General features: G+C 55.7%; 23 protein-coding genes. 22 read left to right on the forward strand and 1 reads right to left on the reverse strand.

Annotated features, from left to right (window positions below; all coding sequences use genetic code 11):
- Window positions 1-107 precede the first annotated feature (107 nt).
- Window positions 108-254: a hypothetical protein gene (locus JOE34_RS24035; RefSeq protein ID WP_175473349.1), complete on the reverse strand. Its 147-nt coding sequence runs from the start codon at window positions 252-254 to the stop codon at window positions 108-110.
- Window positions 255-438: 184 nt separating this feature from the next.
- Here JOE34_RS24035 and JOE34_RS24040 point away from each other — a divergent pair, with 184 nt between their 5' ends.
- The 22 genes from JOE34_RS24040 (at window position 439) to JOE34_RS24140 (ending at window position 20,738) form a co-directional block, all read left to right on the forward strand.
- Window positions 439-1,218 (forward strand): PFL_4669 family integrating conjugative element protein, encoded by a 780-nt coding sequence (locus JOE34_RS24040; RefSeq protein WP_003424989.1) that lies wholly within the window; start codon window positions 439-441, stop codon window positions 1,216-1,218.
- Window positions 1,215-1,799, forward strand: a complete 585-nt coding sequence (locus tag JOE34_RS24045) for a DUF3158 family protein (protein WP_122255509.1) — start codon at window positions 1,215-1,217, stop codon at window positions 1,797-1,799. Before JOE34_RS24040 ends, JOE34_RS24045 begins: the two co-directional genes overlap by 4 nt.
- Window position 1,800: 1 nt before the next feature.
- A complete protein-coding gene (locus JOE34_RS24050) occupies window positions 1,801-2,265 on the forward strand; it encodes a single-stranded DNA-binding protein (RefSeq protein ID WP_024960749.1) in 465 nt (154 codons plus the stop codon).
- Between the two features lie 204 nt (window positions 2,266-2,469).
- Window positions 2,470-2,715 carry a hypothetical protein gene (locus JOE34_RS24055; RefSeq protein ID WP_053932414.1) on the forward strand — a complete coding sequence of 82 codons (246 nt, stop codon included), beginning with the start codon at window positions 2,470-2,472 and terminating at the stop codon, window positions 2,713-2,715.
- A 62-nt stretch (window positions 2,716-2,777) separates the two neighbouring features.
- On the forward strand, window positions 2,778-2,978 hold the full coding sequence (locus tag JOE34_RS24060) for a CrpP family ICE-associated protein (protein ID WP_122255508.1): 201 nt from the start codon (window positions 2,778-2,780) through the stop codon (window positions 2,976-2,978).
- Between the two features lie 103 nt (window positions 2,979-3,081).
- Window positions 3,082-4,968 (forward strand): hypothetical protein, encoded by a 1,887-nt coding sequence (locus JOE34_RS24065; RefSeq protein WP_209996759.1) that lies wholly within the window; start codon window positions 3,082-3,084, stop codon window positions 4,966-4,968.
- Window positions 4,969-4,970: 2 nt separating this feature from the next.
- Window positions 4,971-6,923: a DEAD/DEAH box helicase gene (locus JOE34_RS24070; RefSeq protein WP_099266530.1), complete on the forward strand. Its 1,953-nt coding sequence runs from the start codon at window positions 4,971-4,973 to the stop codon at window positions 6,921-6,923.
- 82 nt (window positions 6,924-7,005) lie between these two features.
- Window positions 7,006-7,296: a hypothetical protein gene (locus JOE34_RS24075; protein ID WP_057426104.1), complete on the forward strand. Its 291-nt coding sequence runs from the start codon at window positions 7,006-7,008 to the stop codon at window positions 7,294-7,296.
- Between the two features lie 151 nt (window positions 7,297-7,447).
- Window positions 7,448-8,581 (forward strand): TcpQ domain-containing protein, encoded by a 1,134-nt coding sequence (locus JOE34_RS24080; RefSeq protein WP_122255506.1) that lies wholly within the window; start codon window positions 7,448-7,450, stop codon window positions 8,579-8,581.
- Window positions 8,578-10,314, forward strand: a complete 1,737-nt coding sequence (locus tag JOE34_RS24085) for a PilN family type IVB pilus formation outer membrane protein (protein WP_209996760.1) — start codon at window positions 8,578-8,580, stop codon at window positions 10,312-10,314. The genes JOE34_RS24080 and JOE34_RS24085 overlap by 4 nt, the downstream gene beginning before the upstream one ends.
- Before the next feature lies 1 nt (window position 10,315).
- Window positions 10,316-11,674, forward strand: a complete 1,359-nt coding sequence (gene pilO2 / locus JOE34_RS24090) for a type 4b pilus protein PilO2 (RefSeq protein WP_122255504.1) — start codon at window positions 10,316-10,318, stop codon at window positions 11,672-11,674.
- Window positions 11,664-12,266 carry a type IV pilus biogenesis protein PilP gene (pilP, locus tag JOE34_RS24095; protein ID WP_122255503.1) on the forward strand — a complete coding sequence of 201 codons (603 nt, stop codon included), beginning with the start codon at window positions 11,664-11,666 and terminating at the stop codon, window positions 12,264-12,266. The genes pilO2 and pilP overlap by 11 nt, the downstream gene beginning before the upstream one ends.
- Window positions 12,263-13,894 (forward strand): ATPase, T2SS/T4P/T4SS family, encoded by a 1,632-nt coding sequence (locus JOE34_RS24100; protein ID WP_122255502.1) that lies wholly within the window; start codon window positions 12,263-12,265, stop codon window positions 13,892-13,894. The genes pilP and JOE34_RS24100 overlap by 4 nt, the downstream gene beginning before the upstream one ends.
- Entirely contained in the window at window positions 13,884-14,975 is a 1,092-nt protein-coding gene (locus JOE34_RS24105) for a type II secretion system F family protein (protein ID WP_209996762.1), read from the forward strand. The genes JOE34_RS24100 and JOE34_RS24105 overlap by 11 nt, the downstream gene beginning before the upstream one ends.
- Before the next feature lie 37 nt (window positions 14,976-15,012).
- Window positions 15,013-15,537, forward strand: a complete 525-nt coding sequence (locus JOE34_RS24110) for a type 4 pilus major pilin (RefSeq protein WP_054072906.1) — start codon at window positions 15,013-15,015, stop codon at window positions 15,535-15,537.
- 2 nt (window positions 15,538-15,539) lie between these two features.
- Complete coding sequence (locus JOE34_RS24115; protein WP_122255500.1) at window positions 15,540-16,472, forward strand: ATPase, T2SS/T4P/T4SS family; 933 nt, start codon at window positions 15,540-15,542, stop codon at window positions 16,470-16,472.
- Window positions 16,469-17,875 carry a shufflon system plasmid conjugative transfer pilus tip adhesin PilV gene (pilV, locus tag JOE34_RS24120; RefSeq protein WP_209996764.1) on the forward strand — a complete coding sequence of 469 codons (1,407 nt, stop codon included), beginning with the start codon at window positions 16,469-16,471 and terminating at the stop codon, window positions 17,873-17,875. Before JOE34_RS24115 ends, pilV begins: the two co-directional genes overlap by 4 nt.
- A 31-nt stretch (window positions 17,876-17,906) precedes the next feature.
- On the forward strand, window positions 17,907-18,347 hold the full coding sequence (locus tag JOE34_RS24125) for a type IV pilus biogenesis protein PilM (RefSeq protein WP_122255498.1): 441 nt from the start codon (window positions 17,907-17,909) through the stop codon (window positions 18,345-18,347).
- A 166-nt stretch (window positions 18,348-18,513) separates the two neighbouring features.
- Window positions 18,514-19,194 carry a site-specific integrase gene (locus JOE34_RS24130; RefSeq protein ID WP_209996767.1) on the forward strand — a complete coding sequence of 227 codons (681 nt, stop codon included), beginning with the start codon at window positions 18,514-18,516 and terminating at the stop codon, window positions 19,192-19,194.
- Window positions 19,195-19,303: 109 nt separating this feature from the next.
- Window positions 19,304-19,432: a hypothetical protein gene (locus JOE34_RS26080; protein WP_255300967.1), complete on the forward strand. Its 129-nt coding sequence runs from the start codon at window positions 19,304-19,306 to the stop codon at window positions 19,430-19,432.
- A gap of 162 nt (window positions 19,433-19,594) precedes the next feature.
- Window positions 19,595-19,960 carry a hypothetical protein gene (locus tag JOE34_RS24135; protein ID WP_024420428.1) on the forward strand — a complete coding sequence of 122 codons (366 nt, stop codon included), beginning with the start codon at window positions 19,595-19,597 and terminating at the stop codon, window positions 19,958-19,960.
- Window positions 19,961-19,970: 10 nt separating this feature from the next.
- Window positions 19,971-20,738 carry a competence protein CoiA family protein gene (locus JOE34_RS24140; RefSeq protein ID WP_245227063.1) on the forward strand — a complete coding sequence of 256 codons (768 nt, stop codon included), beginning with the start codon at window positions 19,971-19,973 and terminating at the stop codon, window positions 20,736-20,738.
- The last annotated feature ends 8 nt before the right edge of the window (window positions 20,739-20,746 follow it).

Here is a 20,746-nt window from a genome sequence, read left to right on the forward strand (position 1 = left end):
AGGGTGATTCCACTGGAATCACTTTGAGTAACGACCACGGTGATTCCACGGAAGTCACTTCGAGCGCCGGACCAGGTGATTCCACTGGAATCACTTCCAGCACCAGTCTAGGTGATGCCACTGGCATCACTTCCAACACCGACCACGGTGATTCCACGGAAGTCACTGCGAGCGCCGGACCAGGTGATTCCACTGGAATCACTTTCTGCGCCGATCAGGGTGATTCCACTGGAATCACTTTGAGTACCGACCACGGTGATTCCCCGGGAATCACTTCCAGCACCGCTCTGAGTCATTCAACACGCAAGCCCACGAAAATCAGGGTCTCCGCCAAAAAACCATTCCGATCAAGAAACGGTTTGTTACTGACCCTGAGTTGTACCAGCAGGCAGTCTTGCCTCGCCCTATCAATCATTTCTTATAAAGGAAGCGCTCAGCATGGCTGACAACTTTCAGCTCAACCTCGGTTCATTGCGAAGCAGCGTCAACCTGACCCTGCACACCCACCATGCCTCGCGCCTCTGGTTTGGGCGTCAACGTACCGAAGGCAAGCCTGGCATGATCGGCCTGAGCGGCTTTGCCAACATCCTCAACCGCATCAAGCGTGGCTGTGAACAGGACGATCCTTATTCAGACTGGTTTCTGATCCTTATAGAAGAAAAGATCGAAGCCTCTGAACAGGAAATGAAAGATATCGACGCCAGGCTGGACGAAGTTATGGCCTCACTGCCGCCGATGCTTTCAATAGGTCAAAACCTATCCGTGCAGCCGGTGACACTGCCGCTGTTCCTGTCCACGCCGCTGGCGTTCAAAGCGGTCTTTTTGCTCACTGCCTACGACGAGCTGGTGCGGCGCATTCTTCTGGCCAGCCACGTCGGCCTTATAGACAACAACGCCAAAGGCCAGTGGCTCGATGAGGGGGCTGCAATCCTGCGTCGTCTTTTCGGTTTGAGTCAGCGCTGGAAGTTCTCGGGAGCAAGCCGAGATGATTTTGCGGCCAAGAACGCACGTTCCGAGCAGGCTCGTGAGATGTACGCATCGTTTGGTGAAATCCCCCAAGACATTTTGGAAGGAACTCGCAAATCAAGCTTCGCGCCGTCCCCCTCTTCGGCATCAAATGCCGCGGTCAGTGAAGACGGTGATGACGACGGCTTCGAGGAGACCATCACGCTGGGCCAGCCGCACCCTGACAAGCCTGAACCTGAGTCCGCAGAGTGACTAACGTGACGGCCAACCCCGCGCACCAGAATCAAGAGCGCCAGAGCCTGCAACAGGGTGCCTTCCAACCCCTGCAACAGGATGCCTTCTTAGCACTGCAACATGCGCCCTTCCTAAAAGGCCTTTTAAAACCTTTTAAAGGTAAGGGGGGGATGCTCCAGTTGGCAGAGTTATGCCGGTCCCTTGAAGGTGATCTGAACGCGCTGGCCGAGGATCAAGTGCTTGCCCAGGCCAACAGACATCCCTTCACTCTTCTGCCTGTTCGGATGGTCCGGCAAAGAACAAGCGCTGGCACAGTTTTTCTCCGCTGGCAGGAAATGGGAACGCGGCAGATGGGCGTCAATGTTTGGTCCAGCTTGCTGGCCGATCCCAGAACACCCGAATCACTGCTCCAGGATCTGCACTCCATGGAACAGCAACGCGTCGCTTTGAATATGCAAATCAGTCTGGTCCATACCATCGGCCGGCAGGCCGCCGAATGTGCCGAAAAGATGGCCCAGGCAGATGCCGTTTACTCAGGACGGCTGCAACAGATCTCACAATCCAGCGGCATTTCACCGCACACGCAGAAGGAGTCCTAACATGGGCACATCAGTAGACTGGGAAGGTAACCTTGGCTCTGCTCCAGAATTTAAGGAGTTCGCCAACGGCAACAAAGATCCGCGCCGCTTGCTGCGGCTGAACGTTTACTTTGACAATTCAATTCCGAAAGCTGATGGATCAGGCTTTGAGGACAGAGGCGGTTTCTGGGCCAACGTAGAATATTGGCACCGCGATGCGGAACACTATGCCAACTTGTTCCAAAAGGGCATGCGGGTCATGATCCAAGGGCGAGCGCTCATTGATAACTGGACCAAGGAGGGTAAGGAGTTCTCCGCGTTGAAAGTGCAGGCATCGCGGGTCGCAATCCTTCCCCACCGGGTTGAAGCGGTGCAATTGGCACCTTCCCAGTCATACAACCAGCCGCAAAGCGAGCAACAGAATACCGACCGGAGTTCAACTCAAAATGATGCAGCTCCGCATTTCGACGACGATATTCCTGTGTAGGAAATCTGTGCGAAAAATCGCGCCCTCTGCGTGAAGCTGCTGGTGGAAACGACACTGATCAACGTTGTTCTCCATCAGCAGGCAGGTACTTCTAAATTGTTCACCCGATGGAGCAAAAAACGCCCTCCTCGTGGATCTACTGGTGAAATGAATCAGCGGATCGGGAAGCCCACTTTACGACTATCCTCTTACAGGTCGAATCCAATGAGTGACATCAACAACTTCGTAACCTATGTCATCCGCATGCCAAACGACACCGCGTTAAGGACCGCCCTGACTACTGAATTGACTGAGGCGGTTATCAGAAATGGAGGGGAGTTGACCGGAACATCACTAGAGGATGAAATCACGCTCAATGAGCTATTTGAAGCACGCATGAACGACCTGGATGTCCAAGAAGCCCGGCGGGCAGCTAAGGAGCTGGCGACAGCTGAATACCTCGAAGATTGAAAAAAACGCCTCGTTCGTGAAGTCTTGGATGTATCCGATCTACACCACGGGATTCCTCAGTTGTGAGAACAGCCCCTATAGCGACGCACGAGACTTCGGATCGGCGTCGATTCAACAACCCACACCATGCCGTGATGCTCGCCGGGGCTGAAGCAGCGCGTAAGAGCATCCCTCTCCACGAATGCCCCTACCGGCATCCAGCCATGCGCGCATCGTGGCTAAAGGGGTTTGCCCAGGAGCAACAGCAAAGCTTCAAGTTTTGACTCAGGGCGATTAACCCACTCCCCCACGTTTACGGTTACGCATGGCGAGCGAAGATCAGGTCTAGGACAGTGCTGCCTCAAGTCACTTTGAGCTCATTGATTCATGACCGCCGAGCCTATTTGCGAAACAACTTTCGTCCAAACTCTTCTCGATATTGCGAAATTCCCAGAACGTCATCGTGCTGTTGCCAACACTTGGGCTGATCATTTCAACGTACCGGCGGAAGCACGTGACGAGTTCATACTGCACTACCTGACTCACACTTCCTCAACTCGATGCTGGTGCGTTGCTCTCCATAACGATGGCTCGGTTGCACGTCCAACGGTGGCGCGGATCGGCAGGCAGCTGCAATACTTCGATGGCCAGCTGATTTCAGCTGTGCGATTTGATGAGACGAGAAAAGTCCCCGGCCACGCACCAACTCCGAGCCAAGCTTTGAAGCTGGCTCATGAATTGATTACTCATGATAGTGCGAATGCACTTCTGACATCATTCTGCAAACCAGCACGGGACCTGGCTCGGGATGAAGCGGAACTTAGTATAAGACCGCTGGTGAAATTCAATATGGGCGCGCTTAGTTCAGAGGGCCGGAACAAACGTTTTTACGCGCCACGCGGCCGCTTTTACATCACCTGTATCGGCGCGGCAGTGAAGAGGTTTTGTCAGAGCCTCGACCAAGAGCTGTTGCATGCAGTGCGTTCCGTGCAGTGCCCTTCCGCCAAACTTTACAACTGGCTCGCTCAAGGCGATCGCACACGTCGACTACAGGCCTTGAAAGCACAACCGGTGTTGGTGCCGGTGTTGATCGTTGGGGTTGGGATGCCGTGGCCCATGATTGCAGGTGGACTGCTGGTGGAATGCCCATGGTTCGAACTTCAGGAGTTTTGCTGCTCCTGGGAGGGTGAAACCATCATGGACGGGGCCGGGTTCGTGGGAAGGGCAGTCGACACTGGCTTGCCGCTTAACAGGGTTCTGGCATGGCTGTTCTCGGTACCGACGTCCTCGATCCGTTTCCTAGGCCACCAGCGGGTCTACGATACCGGCAGCGCGCTCAGTCGTTTGAATTCCGAGGGCCTTGAGGCAGGCTGGGAGCATCTGATCGCGGGCTCTGTGCTAGGCAATCGTCGCCCGAGAACCAAAGCAGAATGGCGTTTTTTCTATGCGTTCAGATCAGCGATTCCATGGGATTTACTCCGCCCCTTGCGTGATATGAACAATCTTTTGGTGGGCTGCCCTACTGACTGGGCAGACCCTGCCTGGTCCGGCATGGCGGCCAAACTTGTTGATTTAAGAGAGCTGTTCGACAACCTAGAACGGGCTGGTAGTTGCGAGGCTCGTAACACCAAGCGGCGCCTGTACGCGTTTGTAAGCGGTTTGAACTTCCGCCAAATATCAAATGTGGTCGATGCATTCCATGGAGCTCTCGCAGACATCAGAGCGGGGCTGGAGCGGGATTTCCCGCCTGAGCCATCTGACTGTTTCACAAGGTGGCCGGGGCTGCTGCTGGGCAGTGACCCAATCGCCTGCAGTACGACCGGTTTGCAGATCGTCGAATTACGCTGCCCAGCAGACTTAGACCAGGAGCATCGCTCTCTGGGTCACTGCATCGACACATACGACTTCCGTGCATATTCGGGCAACTGCCGACTCTTATCCATCCGATCTGAAGGGCTGCCGCTGGCATCGGTCGAGCTCACACTCAGAACAGGCCGCAATGAGCGAGTGACTGGCGATTTTACACCTCAGCATTTGCATATCGCTCAGATTAGAGAACACGAAAACAAAACCCCAGATGCTCACTCGGCAGTGATGAACGCTTTTGAGTTATTCATGGCCGCAGTCAGAAGCGGTCGTATGCCCGTGCTCCTGGAATGGCCAAATATGGCGATGAAGATGGCGCGTTACGCTGATGAAAAATCGATGTTCAACATCCGCTTTGGGGAAGAGATCGTGGGCTGGGCTAACAGTTTGTTGGACAAGGGGCTCTGAAGATGGCATCGGCCCAATTGATGAACAAGCGTCCGGTATTACTTCGCAAAGCCATTTTCGATGGCTACGACTTCGGGCTGTCCCTCAGTTACCTACAGGGTGCAAACAAGCTTTTGCTTCGCCGGAGGGGCTTTTTCATACGCAGGTCTGATCACCCACTGAACCAGTTTTGGCGTGTGCCCAAAGACAAGCTACTCGATGACCTCGATGTGCTCTATCGGGAGCTGGCAGAGCTCGCAGATGGCAAACACATCGAAAGCTGGCAAGCATTCAGAGACAGGATTACCTCTGCCCAGTCCGACGTGCACCGTGACGCATTCACCTGGGGGATGAAGTTCAGGCTCGCGCCGCTGGCGGAAGGCGGTGTGATCCTGTCGGGAGATTTTCATCCTGGTGCTGTAGCGATCGCCAAGCGCATGCGTGGGGTGTTCCTCTCGGCGGGCAAAGCCTGGCGAGTGCAGGGCACACCAGAATTGGTTCGCAGTAACCTGATTCTGGAACTGGGATTGGACGAAGATCAGTTCGAAATTCTGGACACGCTGCAGGAGTTGCTCGCTGACGGGTCGGTCAAGGCGGTGAATGAGGTCACCAGTATCAGTCTGGGTGGCCACTCTCCGGAGTCGACCAAAAGCGAAGAGGAAGTTTCAGATTCAGGTATCTACCTGGCATCTGTCCCATCCATCAGAAACACCGAGTTGACCAGTGCCGATATCGATAAGGCGCTGGAAGGATTCTCGCTGATGGATCATCAGCCAGCAGGAATCAAGCACCTGCTGCAGCGCACGAGCGCGCTTTTGGCCGACGACATGGGACTGGGCAAAACTCGCCAGGCTGTGATCGCCGCTGGCATACGCGCGCAAGGTAAACCGGTTCTGGTGATTGTGCTCAACAGCCTGATCATCAACTGGCAGCGTGAGATCCTGATGGTGTTTCCTCAGGCTCAAATCGCAATGCAAACTTTTGATGCGAACGCTGGCTGGATCATCGTGAACTACGAGAGGCTGGGTGATTTTGTCATGCACGCGAATCGTTTCGCGGTGATGGTCATTGACGAGGCTCACCGACTCAAGGAACCCACTGCTGCATGGACACGCCACGGCTTCGACATCGCGGCTCAGGTACAAAACCGCTACTTGTTGACGGGCACGCCTGTGCTCAATCGCGAAGCCGAGCTGCACACACTCCTCAGGCTTTCAGGCCATCCAATCGGACAACTGCCCCTCAATGAGTTCTGCGAGCGATTCGCCGGCAGTCCTGAGTTTCGCAAGACGCTTAGAGATGAAATATCCGACTGGATGCTTCGTCGCCGCAAGGATGTGCTGCCCAACCTGAAGGGGAAGCAGCGGCAGACTGTGCCGGTGATACTCAGCCAGACAGAACGTGACGAGTACAATCAGATCATGCGCAGCGACCAGCACCGATTCGCAAGGCTGGGCGCACTGCGTCAGCTGCTCGAGCGCGTGAAGGTACGGATCCTTGCGGATCTGATGGCCGAGCTGGACGTCGACGACAAGGTGATCCTCTTCTGCGAGTACCAGGAATCCGTCGCCACGTTGCGCGAGCACTGCCTAAAGTTGGGCGTCGGGTGCGTGACGTTGGTGGGAAGTGACTCGCCCAAGAAGCGCCAGAAGGCGATTGATGCTTTCCAGCAGGACCCGGACTGCAGGGTGTTCATCGGGACCAGGTCGGCCGCCGGAACAGGTTACAACCTGACTGCTGCGAACTATGTCTTTTTTCTGGGGCTTCCATGGACACCGGGGCTGCAGGACCAAGCTGAGGATCGAGCCTATCGCAACGGGCAGTTGCGCATGGTTGTCGTCAAAATCCCTCTAGCTGAGGACACCATCGACCAGCAGCTGTGGCAGATGCTCATGGACAAGCGTGCCCTGGCCAGCGATCTGATCGATCCGGAAGCGGAGGAGTCGAGCAAAAAGGCTCTTGCCGAGATCCTCTGATTCACTGTGGCGGGTTGCCATGCATTTGAGCTATGTTGCTGAGGCCTGAATATCCAGGCGGATGTACTCTCAAGGAACGACGATGGCCAAGCCTACAACTATTGCCGAAGTTAACGCGCTGTACTCCTACAAAGATGAAGTTCCAAACGGAACGAACGACGGGAAGCTGGTTTCTTGCGGACAGCACGGCGATTATAACGAGCTCAAAACCGTGTATAAAACCAAGCTCAAGGAGTCCGTTGATGCAAAGGCTATAACTGAGCAGGATGCAATCGATATTCTTCACTCTGCATGCAAGCTCGTTGCAAATCCTCGCAAGCGCGAAGACTTTTATGATCACATTGATGAAAAGCTGAAAGAGTTGATCGACTGATCAATTTTCCTGGAGGGTGGCCGCTACTGCCCTCCTTTGCGTAATGCGTCCCTCCCCAATAACCTGAATCGATCCGTTAAGGGTTTAGCAGTGCTTTGCAACCTGAGCGCTGGCACCTTGGCCACCATCAAGAAATGGGGTCAAGGCACACATGATCAGGCAGCTTTCCACACTTTCCATACTCGCGCTGTTCGCCGGATGCACGGCTGTTGCGGACAAACCGGTTGGACCAGCTTTCGACAGCAGTCAGAATCCTGAACTGCTGTCGCCAGACCTGTATTCAAGTGGCGCAAAGTCCGGTCAGGAGCCGATGGTCCGCTACGGTCGATACGCCCTGGTGAATACCGCTCCAGAGGCCGAACAGCGGGACCTGATGGCCCAGATCATCGATGTCAGCATTCCGGCCAATATGCACCCGTCCGTCCAGGATGCGATGCAGTACGTGGTCAGCCGCTCAGGCTACACCTTGTGCCCACCGAGCACCGGTCACGTAAACATCTTGTTCACACGCCCTCTTCCTGCTGCCCAGTACAAGCTAGGGCCAATGAGCCTGCGCAACACTCTGCAGGTACTGGCCGGTCCGGCATGGCAGGTCAAGGTCAACGAAGTAACGCGCGGTGTGTGTTTTGTACTGCGGCCAGGTTACCAACTGCCGGAGACGTCTAAGCCCGTGGCACTGGCTCAACCTGCGCAACCGGCCAGCACTGGATCAACCTCGGTAGCCAGCACCTCCCCTGCCGTTACCGTTGTAACTGCCCCGGCAACCGGAACCCCATTCAGCAAGGACACATCGCCTGCAGGGCAACCGCAAACCACGGTCGTCACGCAGGCAAAAGCGCAACCAGCTGCATCCATCAGCACCCCAGCCAAGGAAGGCACCCCTACACAGCAAAAGCCGACTCCTGTGAGCGCGGCTCCGGCGAAGGCCATATCTCAGACCACCGTCACCAAGAGCATCGCTTCGACCAGCCAGGCTCCTATGAAGCCTGAACCAGCAGCGAAACCCGTAGCAACCGCTGCGCCACAGCAAACGTGGAATGCACCTGTGGGCAGTACCTTGCGTCAATCGGTTGAAGACTGGGCCAAGCGGGCCGGCTGGCAGGTTATCTGGGTACCGGAGGAACTGGACTACCCCATCGAAGCACCGCTGAGTTTTACAGGCTCCTTCAGTTCGGCGGTCAGGCAGATATTCCCACTGTACGACAACGCCAAACGGTCCTTTGTGGTGGACGGTAATGAGGGCAATGGTCAGCAGGTTCTGCACGTATCGGAGAGGAAAAAATGAGCATGCCCTTCATGCGTCAGACCGCTCTGAGTCTCGCTGTTCTATCGGCATCAGCCTGCTCAGTCCAACGGGTGGATGAAGCTGCTGCACGGGCAGAGGCTACCGCCGATTCTGCCGGCCGTTACGCGGCTATACAGCGTAACAAGCAGCAACAGGAACGTCGGGACACAGTGATATTCAGCGACAAACCTTGGGTTTCAACGCAGCCAGTTGTTGCGAGACGAGGCATCCCCTCCAAGTATGACTGTGAGGTCGCATATCGGCCTGCTGGCAGTGTCGGAATTGCTGAAATTGCCCAGTACATTTCCAGACAGTGCGAGATCCCTGTACTGGTCTCGCCCGATGCCCTGAATCCAGGTCTGCTGAACGCTAATGCACCCGCCCCGGGCAACAATGCGCCTCCAATCAGCACGGCCCCAAACCCTGACAGTCTCGCTGGGTTGCTGCCTGCTGGCATTACAGGCAGCTGCAACCTGGCGCAGCCCTCTCAGGGGAGAAGTTCTGACTTCGCATCCATGCTGACACCGAACCTCGTCAGTGGGTTGCGCTTCACAGGGAAAGCCTCGGGTCTGCTGGATGAGGTCACCGCGCGGCTGGGACTCACCTATCGATTCAATCCCACCTCACGGTCAGTGCAGGTCAGCTATTTCGACACCAAGGTGTTTGACGTCTACGCATTTGGAGACGTGCAGGAAATCAAAAGCACCGTCAGATCCGGTATGACCACCTCCTCAGGTTCGGGAAGTGGTTCGTCGAGCGGATCATCGTCAGGTAGCAGTTCCTCAGGCGTTTCGGGTGACTCGGGCAGCAACCAAAGCACTACAGTCACTCTCAACACATCGATCCTGACTGACATCCAGAGCAACGTGAGGGCAATGCTGAGTACCTCGCCGCCTGGTCGCATGTATCTGTCACCGTCGACCGGGACGTTGACCGTGACTGACCGGCCCGACGTGCTTTCGAAAGTTGAGACCTATCTGGCCAAGACCAACCACGCGATCACCCAACAAGTGCTGTTCAATGTGAAGGTGTTTGAGGCGACGCTGACCGACACCGATCAGCTGGCTTTGAACTGGGCGGCCGTCTACAACTCGCTGAGCACAAAGTGGGGCCTGTCTCTCTCGAATACTGTGCCAGGCATCAGCTCCAGCGCAATCTCTGGCTCTGTCGGCATTGTCGATACAGCCAACTCCGCCTGGGCAGGTTCCAACGCGATCATCCAGGCAATCGCAGAACAGGCCCGGATCTCGAATGTTCGCTCACCGTCTGTAACCACATTGAACCTGCAGCCTGCTCCGCTGCAGATCGGCAACGTTCAAGGCTACATTCCATCGGTTCAGACCAACACCACGGCATCAGTAGGCTCCAGCACAGCAATTACTCCTGGCACGATCACCTCCGGTTTCAACATGACGCTGCAACCGCGCCTGATGGACGACGATGAGATGCTGCTCATGGTGTCGATCAATATGAGCTCCAAACCTACATTCGAGCCATTCACTAGCAACGGCTCCAGCGTTCAGATCCCCAACTACGATGCGAAAAGTTTGTCACCGAAGGTGAAACTACGCAGCGGCCAGACATTGATCCTGTCGGGCTTTGAGGAGCTCAGCGACAACACGGACAAGATCGGCACAGGCTCACCCGGATTCTTCGGTCTTGGAGGTGGGCGTAAACGCACCTCGTCAAAAAGCGTTCTGGTGGTGTTGATCACCCCGATTGTGACCAACTGACATGGCGAACCTGTTCTCCCTGTTACGAAGACGCGCGCCGCGCGCTCAAATGCCCAGTGACGGCAAAGTTCAGATTCTGACTTATCACGGTCGATCTTTCGTGACAGGCCTGCTGTGGCACCCGTTGGGCAGCCTTACCGGCTACATGAAAGAAGCACGCCAGTTCGGTCGCACCCAACAAATGGACATCGTTGCCATCAGGCATACCGAGTCTGTGATTCAGGCTGGATTCGTTTCGCAGAATGACGGTGCAGTCAAAGGCATGTACTCACTTGCAGCCGCACTCGCTGGGCAGCTGGGCGCATCGTGGCTGGCTGCCTGGAAGATCGAAAACACCGAGGACAGATACGCCTTGGTCGCAGTGTACCGAGGCGCGGTCATCCCGGGCGCTGACCTGGTAGGTAGCAGTGAGGAAATAAAAAAGAAAGTGGCTCAGCAGCTGAGCCGCTCCATGAGCTTCGACAAGATTTTTCTCCCGCCGGAGTTTGGTCGCGGTGGCGAACAATTCGACCCTGAAGCATTGTTGCAGCCATCAAATCTCAAGCGCGAATACAAACTGACACCGCTGGCATTCGGCCTGTCCAGACAGGAACTGCTGAAAGCCGGGGTGATTGGTGCCTTGGTCGTGGCCGGCCTGATTGGGTGGCACCAGTGGAATGAACATAAGCTGCAACTTGCTCGTCAGGCGCAGCAAGCGGCAGAAGCTGCAAGGCAAGCCGAATTGGATGCCCTGAACCAGCGAACAAACTCCCCAGTTGTGATCGAGGCGCTTGTACATCCGTGGGTAAAACAGCCTTCTGTCCCAGTATTTCTTAGAGGCTGTAACGGCGCAATTGACCAGTTACCACCGGCAATCGAAGGATGGCTGTTCGTCTCAGCTAAATGCGACGGAACGCTGATGTCGGCCAACTACAACCGGACCGGCAACAGCACCACGCTCGCTTTCAGCGCCGCTACGGCGGGCTACTTTGCTGATACGCCCGCGTTCTACGACGAAGGCAATATGGCCGCGGTGAAGCTCACCTTCGAGCTGCCGCTGGCGGGTGATGACGTTCTGAACCCGGCAACGCAGGCCTTGGACAGCATCACTTCATGGCTGCAAGCCCAGAACGTCCAGCCCAAGATCACGGAAGTACCTGTGACGGTTGTCCAGCCACCAGCTTTGCCTGGCCAGCCAGCCCCTCCACCACCACCGCCTCCGGATTATCGACACTTCGAGATCCGCTACACGAGCCTGTTACCGCCAGCGACTGTTCTTCAAGGCGTGGAAAGCACGGGCATGCGCCTGCGTGAAATCAAAACCGACTTTCAAGACGGCAAATTAACCTGGAACGTCATAGGTGACCTCTATGTGCATTAACCCTCGCGCCTCCATTCTGCTGACGTTTCTATTGTCCTGCGTGGCTGCCGGCAACATGGCCGTCGCTGCCGACCCATCTCCCACCGACCTGAGCCGGATCAACATTGGTGAGTTGTCCCAGGTGCAGAGTGAAACCCTGCTCTTCACAGCACAGGCGGCGCGGGCTCGTGCCAAGGAAGACATCGTAAACGGAGCCAAAACAACCACGTCTGTGCCGGTTCAGACTACGCAGAACGCTTACACGACGCCCGCCCCGGCCAGCAACAGCACACCGCAGTTGCCGGTGGTCAAGACCGTGTTCAGGATGAATAACGCTCTGTATACAACGTTGCTGTACGGAAGTGGTTTCGAGGTCGATGCATCTGTTGGTAATGCTGAGCTGCCAGGAGGGTTCAAGGTAATCAGCGTGTCACTCGACAGCGTGGTACTAGGCCATGACGGACGCCGATATCCATTAGGTTTCTCGACACGGGCACCAAGTGGCTCGGTTGACGCGCCCCAAATGTCACTGCAGACACTCAAGCCTGTAGCTCCGGGGCAGCCCTCGGCTATGAGTCCGCTGTCCAGCGTGTCGCAGGAGTTTCAGCGATGAGCGGCGCGGTACGAATTGAGCCAGACATTGAGGCTGATCCGTTGGCACGCCAGGTCGCCCGGCCGACCGCAGTCGTGCAACCGATCACCATCGCCATGCAATCTGACGTGGTCGGAACCGTCCTGACTGCGGAGGGACATCGGTGGGGGGACATCACCAGCGAGTTGCGTCAGCTCGTTGCCTTGTTAGCACCTGCCTCAGAGGCTGAAGAAGCAGAATTGCTCGTGTCGTCTCAGCACATGCACGACCCTTATGTGATGGCATTTATGGACCGCCTGGACCGAGCCGGCGTGCCGTTTCAGACCATCAGCAGCACGCTCAGCGACATCAAGTCTCTGTATCAGAATGCGGGTAAAGCTTTCGCCGGATCTATAGACAGTACCCAGCGTCAACAAGAGGTCATTCGTATCATCGGCGCGGCCCATGCACGACGTGCTTCCGACGTTCACTTCATCGTTGGCCACGAAATCACCTACATCAAGTTCCGTGAGGACGGTCTCTTGCGGGAGTACGGGCAGATCCAGAGCGCCGTAGGAAACGAGCTCTGTTCTTCACTTTTCAACTCAATGTGTGACGTCAAATCTGAGGGCTACTATCAACCGGAACTGAAACAAGATGCGCGCATGGCTCGCACCTTCCTCGATCAATTGGGACTGTCAGGGGCCCGTGTAGCTACACGCCCCCTGGTCGAAGGGCCTTTGATGGTGCTGCGACTGATTTATGACGATCAGGAGAAACAGTCCGTCGACGATCTGGGATTTCTGCCAGAACAGAATTTGCTGTTCAAGCGGCTGAGAAGTCTTCCTTACGGCGTGATCATATTGACCGGTCCGACCGGATCAGGGAAATCGAAGTCGCTCCAGGTGCAGATCAACCTTCTGGCTGAAGAGTGCAAAGGCACAAAACATATCCTGACCGTTGAGGACCCGCCCGAATATCCGATGCGTGCAAATCAGTCCCCTCTTGGCAGCAATGAGTCATGGGGAGAATCCATTACAAACTCCGTGCGACTCGACCCCGACATACTGATGTATGGGGAGATTCGAGACCTTGAATCAGCCCAGGGAGCACTACGCGGGGGGATGACCGGCCACCTCGTTTTATCGACTCTGCACACCAACAACGCTGTAGCAGCAATTCCTCGTCTGATCGACATGGGGGCTGATACAAGCCTGGTCACCGACCCAACACTCATTGTCGGCCTTATCAACCAGTCACTGCTGCCAACGCTGTGCAAGAAGTGTCGCGTGCCTGCGCGCAGCCAGATCGGTACCTTGGATCCGCAACTGGTCGAGCGGCTTGAAAAGATGACCGTGCTGGATCAGGTCTATCTGACCGGGCCGGGTTGCTCTCTATGCCGCGACGGGGTGAACGGCAGGGTCGCTGTCGCCGAGATTGTTCTCCCGACCCACCGGTTCATGGAGGAGATCCGAAAGAATGGCCCAAGCCCTGCGCGTCAGTATTGGGTCAAGCACATGGGGGGTATCACAAAAGTTGCCCACACGCTCATCAAGATCAATGCGGGGCTGATTGATCCGCGCATGGCAGAGGCCGTAGTCGGTCCATTGGATTTTGACAGCTACATGCTGGATGCCGAAGCACCTGAGGCAGAAGTCCATGCTCAGTAAGGTGATGGATGCCTGGTCTGGGCTTGTAGATGGCTTTTACAGAAAACAGTTCGGAGGCAATGAGCGTATCCGGCTGTACGAGAGCATGACCGCCCTGCTGGAGAACGGGGTGCCGCTTGACCTGGCGCTCGATCGTATTGGATCAATCTACAGTGATGGAGGCCGTCGAGCTCGGCATCCGATTGCCCTTGCCAGCTATGGCATAGGCAAGGCTGTGGACGGTGGTAAGACGCTGGCCCAGGCCTGCCTGAACTGGGTGCCTTATCAGGAACACGCCGTTATCAGCGCCGGCGAGAAGTCAGGGAACTTGATCCAGGCATTCAGCGACTGCGTGCGGATCATCGAGGCTCGGCAAAAAGTGATGAAGCTGGTGCTCTCCACGGCCTTGTACCCGATTTTTGTTTGGAGCCTGATGGCCTACCTGCTGAACGTAGTGGCCACTCGGGTGGTGCCTGCCATGAGCCGCTCATCCAACCCCGAAGCTTGGACCGGCGCACCGATGGTTCTGCACATGATCGCCACCTTTGTGACCAACTGGGGGACGCTGGTTTTGTGCCTTGTAGTGGCCCTCATTGTCACCAGTATCGTCACTCTCCCTTATTTCCGGGGGCCTTGGCGCACGAGGCTGGAGATACTGCCTCCCTGGTCAATCTACAAAGCGCTGCATGGGTCAACTTTCCTCCTCAATATCGCGGTCATGCTGCGAGCAAACATCGATCCGCTCGGAGCGCTGGACACGCTAAAGCGAGGGGCGAACCCGTGGCTGCGTGAACGCCTGGAAGCCGCCCACTACGGGGTTCGGATGGGTAAAAACTTTGGGGAGGCTTTGGATCTTTCCGGGCATGAGTTTCCAGACCACGAAGCCATTCAATTCCTGATTGTTCTCTCCACAACACAGAGCTTCTCGGCTGCAGTGCATCGCTACAGCCTTCGCTGGTTAGAGATATCACTGAAACAGGTCGAGGGTTACGCAAAGACACTGTCTCTCGTATCCATGGTTCTGATCGGCCTGTTGATGATTCTGGTCATGGTCGGGGCCTACAGCATGACCGGCAATGCCACTCAGGGCATGCCGCACTGAACACTACACCGCAATCCACATACCCAGGACTACACACATGCACAACACCACCCACTCGGCTCGGGCGAACCAGACCGGTTATATCTCGGTTGAATTGTTATTCGCTCTCATTGTTATCCTGATCGGGATGGGCTATGCCCTCTACAACGGTTGGAGCGCGATGGGCAGTTCGGACGTCAACAACGAGCAAGGTAACGTCGGTCAACTGATCGCCAACACTCGCAAGCTCAAGGGCAGTGCCGGTTACGGAGCGTCAGGGACCGATCTGATCGCCCAGCTCAGCTCGATAAGAGGACTTCCGAATATGTCGTTCTCCGGCGGTAAGCTTTACAACGCCTGGAGTGGCCAGGTCACTGTGGTTGCCAACGGGATGACTTACACCGTCACCGAGGCAGGCTTGCCTCAAGATGCCTGTGTGACGCTGGCCACGAAGATCGGACGCGGTCAGAAGGTCACTACCTCTATCAATGGCGGCACGGCTGTGAGCGGCGAAGTCAGTTCTGCTACGGCTACTAGTGGCTGCACTACAGACAGCAACACCGTCGCTTGGACGGCCTACTGAGCATGAACCCAATTATCGACACGCCCTTTGTGGATCTCTATCTGGGGTCGGATTTCACGGACGTAAAAGGCCTGGACGGCCAGAGCGGACGTGTCGAAGCTCCGGAAAGCTGGAGAGAAAGCGCCCAGCTATTACGGGAAGAATGCTCCAAGCACTTTGAAGAGCATCAGGATCCTGAGTTCTCGTTGATCAAAGAGGGAACTGTGCTGCGCGTTACCCAGATACCTGATGCCTTTGGCAAGGCTGTGTTCGTAGTGCGGAAATCAAATGCGCAGGTGCGCCAGTTCGACCAGTTGGGTTTTCCGGAAGACCTCGTCGAATCGTTGCTGACGAAGCATGTGCGCGGCCTGGTGATTTTTTGCGGCGAAATGGGCACCGGTAAGACATCAAGCGCGGCTTCGCTGATCATCGCCAGGCTAATTGCGTGCGGTGGGATCGCATTGGCTGCAGAGGATCCAGCCGAGACAGATTTGAACGGTCGTCACGGACCTGGTCGTTGCATCCAGATGCAGGTTTCAAGACGCAATGGGGGGTATGAAGAGGCTTTGATGAGAGGCCTCCGTTCTGGCGCGGACATGATGCTTATCGGTGAGATCAGAGACACCCCGACGGCAGTTCAGGCAGTCCGAGCGGCGATCAATGGCCTGTTCATCATCACCACAGTTCACGCGGGAACAGTACCGCAGGCGATCGAGCGAGTAGCGACTCTTGCGGAGCCGGCCATCAGCAACGTCCGATCAATTCTGTCACAGGGCTTGGTAGCTGTAGCTGCGCTTGCCCTCGAAGGTGAAGGCGAAATGCGACATCTGAAGATCCAGAGCCTTTCACTGACTGGACCTGACGGCCCTGGTATTCGAGAGAAGATCCGATCAAATCAAATCGCAATGATTAGCCAGGATGTGGATCAACAATCGAACAGGAGCCTCTGGGGATGAATGCTCTCAAGCATGGCCAGACCAGAAATAATGGTTTTGTGGTGATCGAGCTGCTCTTCGGCCTGATCATTTTCGCCATTGCGTCGGCCGTAGGCGTCTCGATGATGGCCGACAGGATGGATGCGCAGAACTATCAAATCGCAGCTCAGCAACAGCAGCAGATCGCAGAGGCCGCTTCTAAATACCTGAAGGACAATTTCGCAACGGTCTATGGATCGGCGGGCACAACCACGCCCGCGACGATTACCCCTCAGATGCTACGCAACACCAACTATCTGCCAGCCAGCTTCAGTGACACAAATGCATTCGGTCAGAGCTTCGTGGTGCTTGCTCGAAGGGTCAACGTCAACCAGCTCGAATCCATCGTGATCACTACCGGTGGACAGGCTATCGATGAGATCGGTACCCGGACGATTGCGGAAAATATGGGTGCGCCGGGTGGCTTCATCCCGTTCAACAACACCGGCGTTATCCAAGGAGTGCGAGGCGGCTGGCAACTTGCGCTGAGCAACTATGGGATCAACCCAGGCGTTGGCCACACTGCGAGTGCCTTGTTCCTCCAGGATGGCACGCTCGCCAACGACTACCTGTACCGCAACGCGATCCCAGGAAAGCCTGAACTCAATCGCATGAACACGGCGCTCAGTATGGGAGGAAACAATGTCAACGATGTGGCTGCATTGAACGCCTCTGGAACAGTGACGGTTGGAGGGAATGTCGACACTGCTGGATCAGTCAACGCCACTGGGAATGTGAGTGCGTCGGGATCCGTTACAGCCCAGGGCAATGTGAGTGCGTCGGGGAGCGTCACAGTCCAGAGCAACGTTGTCGCTGCAGGTGATGTATACGCACAGTCGGTGAATGCCTCGGCCAACCTCACGGGCGCTGCTGCCCGAATATCAGGAGAGACTGTCACAGGCGGTTGGTTTCGCACCCAGGGCGACAACGGCTGGTACAACGAAAAATGGGGTGGTGGCTGGTACATGAGTGACTCGGACTGGGTTCGGGTCTACGGCGACAAGAACGTCTACACAGCCGGGAACATCCGAGGAGGGACAGTGACTTCAGAAGGTCGCGCGACCGTCGGTGAATACCTGCAGCTTAATGGCGTGGCAACTGCCGGCACAGCCTGTGCTGCAAACGGTATGGTTGGACGTACCAGCACGGGGCGATCGCTTTCGTGTGATAACCAGGTCTGGGTGGTCAATGGCTCCAGTGCCCCTACCTGTACGGCAAAAACCATCCCCGGCTACGACGCAAACGACGTCACTACCTATGCATGCCCAGTCGGCTACACGAAAGTTGGTTGGGACACGGCCGGCTCCAGCCAACGATTCAGCAGTACCCCAGGAATCGTGGTCGGCCAGAACGACTACGCCACCATTTTCTGTTGCCAGTTCTGACCAGGCGCATAGCAGTCATCGAGGAAGTAGAGTGAACATTTACTGGCTTGCAATGGTGGTGATTACGGCAGTGCTCGGAATGGTTTACGAGAAGTCACATCAGGCAGAACAGAGCTCTCAGACCGTGGAAATCTCCCTGATTGCTCATAACGTCCTCGTCTACAGAAATGCCTTGGCCGAGTATGCATACACTCACAAAGGTTCGTCAGGACCGGTGGCCGATAACCAGTTGGATCTGCCCACCTGGTACGCTCGTTACCCTGGAGTGGATGGAGTGATCGATGCTGGACGAAGTTACGCGTTCTTCAGATCCCCTCCTCCCGGTCTTGTTTCGGAGATGATCAATTTGACTGGGGGATCGCTGGCTATCGGCACCGCGTCCTCCGGTAGCCTGCTCACACCAAGTTCAGGCTATGTGGGAGTCACGCTGCCTGCGGCAGTTCCAACTGGAGCAGCTGTCGCCTACCAATGAGGAAAGGGTGACATATCGCCTTGGCGGTCATCTGCCTCCAAGCTGCAGGCGCGGTAGCATTTTCCGTGAACACCTCGGCACGCGGGCCTGTAAGCTATTCAGGAGGCCCCTTGCTAACTCTCTCAGGATCGCTCGCGATTCGTCACCAATCCTGACAGAGAGCCCCATGACTGCATGCATCCGCCGAGCAACATCCCTTCGCCCTGGACAATTCAAACACTTAATCCGCGTAGCATCTGTGACTGGCCGTTTACCAGAGCGCGACGTGATGCTCTTGTGGCTCACACATACCACTGGGGTTCGCGTCACCGAATTGGCCTTGCTGGAGGTCGCTGATGTGCTGTATCGCAGCGGGGCTATCAAGCCCGAAGTGTACCTACGCGCAGAAATCACCAAGGGCTGTCGACCGCGCAATGTGTACCTGACTCATCCACGATGCCTTGCCGCCCTGGAAGGCTGGATCTCAGTCCGCTTGCACCGCCGCTGGGGCCTTTCCGGCATTGAAGAATACCGAGGCCTGGGCCCAGGTTCAAAACTGGTCACTACACACAAGGGCCAAGCATTTGAATTGGCGTTCAAGCACCGCCAGCTGGACAGTGGGCCAGAGGTGTACCGGGCCTGTGATTCGCTCCAACAGACAATCAGCAGGCTTTATCGGCAGGCGGGCATAAAGCAAGGTTCATCGCACAGCGGACGGCGCTCGTTGGCGGCAAAGGTGCTGGCTGCGACTGGCGACGTGGAGACGGTACAGACCATCCTCGGTCATGCTTACCTTGATCACAGCAAACCCTATTTGACTGTGGATCAAGCAACAATCCGACATGCTTTTGCGATTGCGCTGGCATAGTGGCATCAGTAGTATTGATTGGATCCATTTTCCCGGGGTCGAACCTTCCTTTAGCCTGCAATATTGTGGGCTATAGGGGTAAGCGATTTTAATTTTAAGGAGAAGTCTTATGGCTATTAAACCAGGCCCAAAGCCAATTGCTAAATCAACCGGCGAAGTAGATAAGCGTCGTCGTGACAATAAAGATACACAAGGAAATAATCCCGATTTGAAGCCTAGCAAGTCCTCAAAGAAATAGGTTTTAGCTGACAGAAGCTACCATGACGGTAGCTTTTTTCATTGGATCATGGGGCTTTTTCGTGAGCGTCGGCAGTGCCGGATTGGCCCAGGTCTGCGTTGCATGGAGCTGGAGCAACAGGCCCGCGCCCAAGCGCAGTCTTAAGGGAAGGAGTAGCCCCAAATGGGAGAAGCAAAGCAACGTGGTACTCAAGCAGAGCGCTCGGCCCAATCCGCTGAAGCAAAGCGTAAAACCGCCGAGTCGCTTGGCCTAGTCCGGCGCGATTTGAATGACGTTCGTGAGGAATTGAGACTTCCCCAGGATGCTCCTTTTCTCGGGTATGTCGTCCACATTCCAGCGAGCGATGAATTTCTAGCGGACTTTAAGGATAGCCCGCTCGCTACATCCCGAAGCTGGACAAAGAGTCCGGGGCTTGCGCAGCGGTTCGAGCACTTTGCCGACGCCTATAAGCTCGCCCGCGAGGATCGAGAGATTGTTGTGGGGCTGTTCGAAACCGCTACGCAGTTTGTAGTCGCTGAAGTCTTATAGGAATTCCTAAATGCGATATGCGAACGTCAACGGAGTTAAGTCTGAGGCACAGCCCAAAATGCGAGGGGTATGCCGCGCCTGCGATGGGGAGGTTGTTGCCAAATGTGGAAAGCATGTCATTTGGCACTGGTCTCATCTGTCCTTGGGCACCTGTGATCGCTGGTGGGAGGCCGAAACAGAATGGCATCGACAGTGGAAGGATCAGTTCCCGGAGGACTGGCAGGAAGTCGTCCAATACGAAGCACTTACGGGCGAAAAACACATCGCCGACGTCCGCACCGAGCATGGAGTGGTTGTCGAGTTTCAACGTTCCACTATCGACCCAGCAGAAGTAAACGCTCGTGAGAGTTTCTACCAGCGAATGGTGTGGGTAATCGATGGGTCAAAAAGTGAGTTTGACTCCGTAAATTTTTCCAACATGCGAAGCCGACCTGATGCCGATGGATTTGCATTTTTTCGATGGTACGGCAGGAGCAAATTGTTTCACCGTTGGCACACAACAACGCCGGTATTCATCGATTTTGGTGACAAGTACGGTTTCTGGAGAGTGTGTAAATTCGATCCTAAAAGCAAAGAGGGAGTCGCGCTTCTGGTAGATCGCTTACTGTTCACCGCTGCGTTGATTCAAGGGACGTCAGATTTCAGCAGAAATGGCGTAAGCGTCCGGCAGACACACCTTGACCACACCATTCTCCCCCGTGCTCCTCAAAACCACGCTCATTTGCAAGGCTTTAGTAAGCGCTTGGTTAAGTCACCGTGGTTCGGAATTCGCGCTTAGAAAACTCA

The sequence above is a fragment of the Pseudomonas sp. PvP028 genome (assembly GCF_017832255.1).
GTDB classification, from domain to species: Bacteria; Pseudomonadota; Gammaproteobacteria; order Pseudomonadales; family Pseudomonadaceae; genus Aquipseudomonas; species Aquipseudomonas syringae.